Below are 6,248 nucleotides of genomic sequence, written 5' to 3'. Positions count from 1 at the left end.
GCACCATGCGCAGCTATCACAAGGGTGGCGTCAGCGCCACGGTAAACCTGCGTCAGCCAGAGCGGGCCAGTATCATCATGATCTCGCCCCCTACTGCCGCAGAAAAAGCCAAGAATAAACCTAACCCCTACAACACCAATCACGCCAACGACCCTGATCCGTTTGTTAGCAAGGTGATGTGAAAACTGAAGTGCATTCTTTCTTTAGCAATCGCACACCTAATAAGTGAAGCTTAAGTTCCAGCTAAGTTTGCTGGCAGGGCTTTAAGCTTCGCTCCATTTAAACTTGAAGGTAAATAACATGCCCAATGTGATTGTTGAAGGCTCGGATACCAGCCACGGCGGTAAAGTGATTAGCGGCAGCGCAAACGTGACCATTAATGGTTTACGCGTGGCACGTAAAGGCGATTCCTGCACCTGCCCACTGCCGGGGCATGGTGTTTGTGTGATCGTAGAAGGCGATCCTGATGATACAATTGATGGCGTTCCCGTGGCTTATGAAGGACATAAAACCAGCTGTGGGGCGGTGTTGATTTCAAGCATTTCTAATAATGGTAAGTCTTAATTGTATAAGTATCTTTTGTCATGAAAAAAACCAGTACCCGCACCCGCAGACTTGGATTTGAACTGCTTCCCTCCGCAGTACAAAAGGCCATTACTCAAGGGGAAGAGATTACAAAGAGCAAAGACCTCAAACTACGCCCCGCTCAGTTAAAAATCATGCATAAAATCGCCTTAGCGTGGGGAGGTGAATGTTTGTCTGATCAGTATTTAGGCATACAAAAACATCTGATTTTTCGTTGTGCCAATGGGCATGTGTGGCAAAAAAAACCTTCTCTCATTATTAATGGACATTTTTGTTCAGTTTGTAAAATAGGGGATATCCGTTCTTGGCGGGAGCGTAAATTTGCACTTTTGCCTGCTGCTGTCCAAAAGGCAATTGGCAAATGGGTGCCAATGAAAACAGGCAGTAAGGATCATGCCTCAGAGCAGCAAACGTGTCTAAAGGTGATACAAGGTATTGCACAGGCTTGGGGGGGAGAGTGCTTGTCCGAGCACTATGCAAATAGCTATTCCCAGCTCGCTTTTCGCTGCAATCAAGGACATGTTTGGACAATGGTGGTTGAACCCTTGCTGTATGGCAGCTTTTGCGCTCTTTGCAGCAAAAGCCTAGCTAGAGCAAAAACATTGCAAAACATTATTGAGACGCGCGGTATTTATTGTTTGGAGACTGGCTATGTCAGTACGGCTGTCCGTGTACGCTGGCGTTGTAGAAAAGGCCATGAATGGACTGCCACAACTGGCAGTATTAAATTAGGTGTTGGTTGCGGTGTTTGTGATCGTGAGCGCCGCTATCACACGCTAGAACACATGCAGTCACTTGCGGCCAGCCGTGGTGGCGTTTGTTTATCGACACACTACACAAATGTAAAAACAAAAATGGAGTGGCAGTGCCAACGCGGACACATCTGGATGGCAAAGGCGGATAACCTACTTATAGGACATTGGTGCCCTCAGTGTGCCATTTTAAGCCGTATTACCGTACCCGGTAGCAAATGCAGAGCCAAATACTTATAACCCACTATAAAACATTGACTTACACCACGCAAAACCTGACCATACGCTTTCGCAATTCTGTTTAACATAAATAGAATTGCGAAGCCTTGTCGCGGACTAACACACCGTTTAGGCCGCTTGCATCCTTTATCAAAGGAGGTCTGTATGCGTAGTCATCGCCTTACCCAGCTTGCCTTATTCATTTTATCCGCCACTCTCTTTAGCCCTGCCCCAGCGGCAGAAATCAGCCCCGAGCTGCAAAAAGCGGCCAGCCAGGCCATGCTCTTGCAGCTACAGCCCACTGTTCAGCAGGGGATTCTGGTTGAAATCCAAAAAACTCACCCTGATAAGCAGTGGATTTTGGGCAGTGCCACCCTTATCCTGCCCTCACACCTTGACGATGTGCCCGAAACACGGCTGTTTATGGCGCAATACATTGCGAACCACTGGCGGGTCGCCATCGAGGGCAGCGAGCAATATGGGCAATTACTCACACAAGCACCTGATGCACTCTTTGCCCCCAATGAAAGAAAGCTGCTACTGCAATCCCAGAGCGTGAATCAACGCCAAAAACGCAGTGCCCCCCTCGCGGAGATACAAACAGGGCTTGGCCTGCCTTGGGCAGAAGGCACCGCATGGCGACTAACAGGCGGGCCGCATGGCGATGATCAAACCAGCCGCCCATTTAATTCTCTGGATTTTGCAGGCGGTAATGGCAGAGTACTGGCCCCACGTGATGGCCTCATTTATCAAAGTTGCTTACGTAATGGCAGCGGGCTGATTACCCTTGTTCACGATAATGGTTTCACCAGCAGTTATTACCACATGGAGAATCTAACCAATCTGGGCAATGGTGCGGCGGTCAGCAAGGGCACTTATCTGGGGAAAATCGGGATGGGCCTGCCTTGCGGTGGCTCCACCACGGGGCCGCACGTTCACTTTGCCCTAAAGCAAGGCAGTAATAAAACCCCCGTTGATGGCAAGGTAATTGGTGGCTGGTTATTTCGTGAAGGCAGTGCCCCTTACCAAGGCTATGCCTCACGCAATGGTAATCGCGTCAATGTAGGGGGTGAACTACTCAACTTTGGCGCGGGTAGCTCCTTGCCTTCAGGCATAGCCACACCAGGCAACAATGAGAGCAGCGTTAATCTGCGCCAGTCTCCCTCGCTCAGTTCCACCATTGTTGGCTCATTGCGAAAAGGTGAAACCGTCACCATTGCTTGCACTACTCAAGGTGACTGGGTAGATGGCGTATGGGGGCGAACTCAACTCTGGAACCGCCTAAGCGCAGGCAGCTGGATTAGCGATGGCTTCATTGATACGGGAAGCAACCAAGCTGTAGCGCCTCCTTGCTAGCCTAAAGCAAAAAATCCACGCAAATGCGTGGATTTTTTTGCTTTATTTACACAACTACTGCCGATTAAATTTTGGGCGCTTACCCAATTTAACCGTTAACAATACAGGTGTTCCCCTGCGGAACACCTGCATCACCACCTCGTCTTCTGGCTTAAATGCTGCAATCAAATTAAGCATTCCAGAGGCATTTTGCACTTCATCGCTGCCAATTTTCAGCAGGATATCACCAGGCTTTAAGCCTGCTTTATCTGCAGGGCCACCACGTACTACACCGGCGATCAAAGCACCTTTAGCTTCGGCCAGATGAAAAGAGGCCGCCAGCTCCGTCGTAACCTCTTGCATCTCTACCCCTAGCCAACCCCGCGTTACACTGCCGTCTTTAATCAATGCGTCCATGATTTGACGGATAGTAGTTGCCGGGATTGCAAAGCCTATCCCTAAGGAGCCGCCTGTTTTAGAGTAGATTGCAGTGTTAATGCCCACTAAATGGCCTTTGGTATCCACCAAAGCGCCGCCAGAATTGCCCGGATTAATTGGCGCATCGGTTTGAATAAAGTTTTCAAAGGTATTGATACCCAATTCAGAGCGGCCTAAGGCAGAGATAATCCCCATGGTCACCGTTTGCCCCACGCCAAATGGATTGCCAATCGCCAATACCACATCGCCAATTTCTGCTTTTGCCCCATTGGCAAAAGTAATTGCAGGTAAATGATCTAACTCGATCTTAATCACGGCTAAATCGGTATCAGGATCTGCGCCTATCAATTTGGCAGAGGCAGTTCGACCATCCGACAAAGCCACCTCAATCTCATCAGCAGACTCAACCACATGATTATTGGTGATGATATAACCTTGATCAGAGACAATCACGCCCGAGCCTAAGCTAGAAGCACGCTGCTCGTCCCCACCTAAGCGATCGCCAAAAAAGCGCTTAAAGCGCGGATCTTGAAATAAAGGTGGCAATTGCTTCTTCATTTCTTTGGCGGTGTAGATATTTACCACCGAAGGCATCGCCAGTTTTGCGGCAGGGCTATACGATGCCACAGCAGGGGCCGATGCAAAGTCTGAGTGATTTTGCTGCACGGCAACCACCGGCGCTGGCGCGGGTTGGCGCACTAAATCAGGACGGAGTAATGAAACAAGGAACCAGACCGCAAGACCTGCAGTCGTAGTTTGTGCGAAAATTAACCAAAGTTTTTTCATGATTTCCAAGGCGCTGTTGAAATGCCCATAGCACGACAAGATCTAGAAAATTATATCGGACAACTGCTACTTGTAGACAGTTGGCGTGACTACTGCCCAAATGGGCTACAAATTGAAGGCCGCCCCGAGGTGCAACGTATTGTCACAGGGGTGACGGCTTCCTTGGCCTTAATTGATGCGGCAATCGACTTAAACGCCGATGCTTTATTGGTGCACCATGGTTTTTTCTGGAAAGGTGAAAACGCCTGCATCACCCGCAGCAAAAAGGCTCGTATCGCCAAGCTGCTCGCCAACGACATCAATTTACTCGCCTATCATCTTCCACTAGATGCGCACCCAACGCTGGGTAATAACGCACAATTGGGCCAAAGACTTGGGCTCAGTGAAACCGGACGATTTGGCGATCAAAAGCTAGCGTGGCTCGGCGAGCTAAAAACAGCCACAACTTTGGCAGAATTCACACAGCAAATTGATGCGCAATTACAACGATCTCCGCTGGTGATTGGTGCAGATGAGCGCATCATCAAACGTGTGGCTTGGTGCACTGGTGGCGCACAAAGTTTTTTCCACGAAGCAGCCACTTTAAACATTGATTGTTTTATCACCGGTGAAGCTTCCGAATTTGTCACCCACTTGGCCAATGAGAGCGGTGTAAGTTTTATTGCCGCTGGGCACCACGCCACCGAGCGCTACGGCATTCAAGCACTCGGTCAGCACCTAGCCAGCCAATATGGGCTAGAACATATTCATCTTGACCTTGCGAATCCTGTCTAATGAAGCGTCTTTTAATTACCTTAAGCTCCATCGCCTTGCTTTCCGCTTGCGCCAGCACACCTAGCACTCAAAGCACACCACCGGCCCCAAGCAATAAAGTCCCTAGCGCCGTCAATCTCCCCAACATCAGCGACAACATCATTGTGATTAAAGATCGGCAAGCCCAAGCCATTTTTGATGACATCGTGCAATATCGTAAACAAAAAGGCATGCAACTTAAGCGCAGAACTGCACAGCGGCTAGAATTCAGCATGAAAATTCCGAACGTAACGCAGGCCACCGAAGCAAGAATGAGCTACCTACTATCCCCCCTTGATGGCGGTTTCCAACTTTCCGCACGGGTTTGGCAGATCACAGCACCAGGAACCGCACGTGAAAACGTCAGCGAAATAACCAATGCTGTGGCGGATAAAATACACGAAGAATTACAGACTTACACTCATGCCAAGGCCACACCATAGGGCAAAGAAAGCAATACCAGCAGGTGCATTACACTGCTAATAACGCGTAAAATACCTGCAAAACTACAGACTTACGCTTGTTCTAAGCCAGAACACGGGCCTAGAGCAAAATTATAATGATCGGTTGATATTGGCTATAAAGCGATATTAACTTCCACAAAACTACGTACTTACGCTTGTTCCTGGGCCCGCTATCAGCTAGGAGCAAGATAAATTATCGATGACATACGCGCAAAGCTTTAAGTTCCCCTGTCGTTTCAGGTAGAATTTGGTGGTTTTAGCCGTCAATCAGGGATTGGGTTATGAGTGACCAGCAAGTAGATAACAGCAAACGGCGATTCCTGCTGATCGCCACGGGCGTTGCCGGAGCGGTAGCAGGGGCGGGTGTAGCCACGCCTTTTATTGCCAGTTTTTTTCCTTCCGAGCGAGCCAAGGCCGCGGGTGCCCCCGTAGAATTGGATATCAGTAAGCTTGAACTGGGCCAACAAGTGACCACCGAATGGCGGGGTAAACCAGTTTGGGTTGTGAAACGCACCCCAGAAATGCTGGCGAACTTACCAAAGCTCGATAGCAAACTAACGGACCCAACATCTGCAGCCAGTGAGCAGCCAGAATACTGCAACAACGCTGCCCGCTCGATTAAACCCGAAATTTGGGTAGCACTTGGCGTCTGTACGCACTTGGGCTGTTCGCCAACCTTCCGCCCTGATCTGGCCCCTGCCGATCTAGGCCCAGAATGGTTAGGTGGATTTTACTGCCCATGTCATGGCTCCAAATTCGACCTCGCTGGCCGCGTGTACTCTGGCGTTCCAGCTCCGAAAAACCTCGTCATTCCACCGCACAAATACATTACTGAAGCGCGGTTAATGATTGGTGACGATAAATAGAGGCCTGACCC

The 6,248-nt window shown here is 49.5% G+C and carries 8 protein-coding genes; 7 read left to right on the top strand and 1 reads right to left on the bottom strand.

Going from position 1 to position 6,248, the window contains the following annotated elements; all coding sequences use genetic code 11:
* The 4 genes from R6242_RS02750 to R6242_RS02735 all read left to right on the top strand — a co-directional run.
* Nucleotides 1–182, top strand: a 182-nt coding sequence (locus R6242_RS02750; RefSeq protein ID WP_318423433.1) for a DUF2875 family protein, incomplete at its 5' end; no start/stop codon positions are given.
* A 118-nt stretch (nt 183–300) separates the two neighbouring features.
* On the top strand, nt 301–564 hold the full coding sequence (locus R6242_RS02745) for a PAAR domain-containing protein (RefSeq protein ID WP_318423431.1): 264 nt from the start codon (nt 301–303) through the stop codon (nt 562–564).
* Between the two features lie 20 nt (nt 565–584).
* Nucleotides 585–1,577: a hypothetical protein gene (locus tag R6242_RS02740; protein WP_318423429.1), complete on the top strand. Its 993-nt coding sequence runs from the start codon at nt 585–587 to the stop codon at nt 1,575–1,577.
* A 144-nt stretch (nt 1,578–1,721) separates the two neighbouring features.
* A complete protein-coding gene (locus tag R6242_RS02735) occupies nt 1,722–2,912 on the top strand; it encodes a peptidoglycan DD-metalloendopeptidase family protein (protein WP_318423427.1) in 1,191 nt (396 codons plus the stop codon).
* Nucleotides 2,913–2,966: 54 nt separating this feature from the next.
* On the opposite strand, the gene R6242_RS02730 is transcribed toward R6242_RS02735, so the two are convergent.
* Nucleotides 2,967–4,115, bottom strand: coding sequence for a Do family serine endopeptidase (locus R6242_RS02730; RefSeq protein WP_318423425.1), 1,149 nt, complete (start codon nt 4,113–4,115; stop codon nt 2,967–2,969).
* Between the two features lie 21 nt (nt 4,116–4,136).
* On the opposite strand from R6242_RS02730, the gene R6242_RS02725 reads away from it, so the two are divergent.
* The 3 genes from R6242_RS02725 to petA all read left to right on the top strand — a co-directional run bounded on the left by R6242_RS02725 (nt 4,137) and on the right by petA (nt 6,237).
* Nucleotides 4,137–4,889, top strand: a complete 753-nt coding sequence (locus R6242_RS02725; RefSeq protein WP_318423423.1) for a Nif3-like dinuclear metal center hexameric protein — start codon at nt 4,137–4,139, stop codon at nt 4,887–4,889.
* A complete protein-coding gene (locus tag R6242_RS02720) occupies nt 4,889–5,350 on the top strand; it encodes a hypothetical protein (RefSeq protein WP_318423421.1) in 462 nt (153 codons plus the stop codon). Before R6242_RS02725 ends, R6242_RS02720 begins: the two co-directional genes overlap by 1 nt.
* A gap of 302 nt (nt 5,351–5,652) precedes the next feature.
* Nucleotides 5,653–6,237: a ubiquinol-cytochrome c reductase iron-sulfur subunit gene (petA, locus tag R6242_RS02715; RefSeq protein ID WP_293934330.1), complete on the top strand. Its 585-nt coding sequence runs from the start codon at nt 5,653–5,655 to the stop codon at nt 6,235–6,237.
* The last annotated feature ends 11 nt before the right edge of the window (nt 6,238–6,248 follow it).

This window comes from Iodobacter sp. CM08, assembly GCF_033446605.1.
Taxonomy (GTDB): domain Bacteria; phylum Pseudomonadota; class Gammaproteobacteria; order Burkholderiales; family Chitinibacteraceae; genus Iodobacter.
Note: the sequence above shows the minus strand (reverse complement) of the source record. Positions and strands in the feature narration are given on the sequence as shown.

Excerpts from the sequence above, each read along its gene's own strand:
- R6242_RS02745 (WP_318423431.1), top strand. The coding sequence starts at position 301 with ATGCCCAATGTGATTGTTGAAGGCTCGGATACCAGCCACGGCGGTAAA.
- R6242_RS02740 (WP_318423429.1), top strand. The coding sequence starts at position 585 with ATGAAAAAAACCAGTACCCGCACCCGCAGACTTGGATTTGAACTGCTT.
- R6242_RS02735 (WP_318423427.1), top strand. The coding sequence starts at position 1,722 with ATGCGTAGTCATCGCCTTACCCAGCTTGCCTTATTCATTTTATCCGCC.
- R6242_RS02730 (WP_318423425.1), bottom strand. The coding sequence starts at position 4,115 with ATGAAAAAACTTTGGTTAATTTTCGCACAAACTACGACTGCAGGTCTT.
- R6242_RS02725 (WP_318423423.1), top strand. The coding sequence starts at position 4,137 with ATGCCCATAGCACGACAAGATCTAGAAAATTATATCGGACAACTGCTA.
- R6242_RS02720 (WP_318423421.1), top strand. The coding sequence starts at position 4,889 with ATGAAGCGTCTTTTAATTACCTTAAGCTCCATCGCCTTGCTTTCCGCT.
- petA (WP_293934330.1), top strand. The coding sequence starts at position 5,653 with ATGAGTGACCAGCAAGTAGATAACAGCAAACGGCGATTCCTGCTGATC.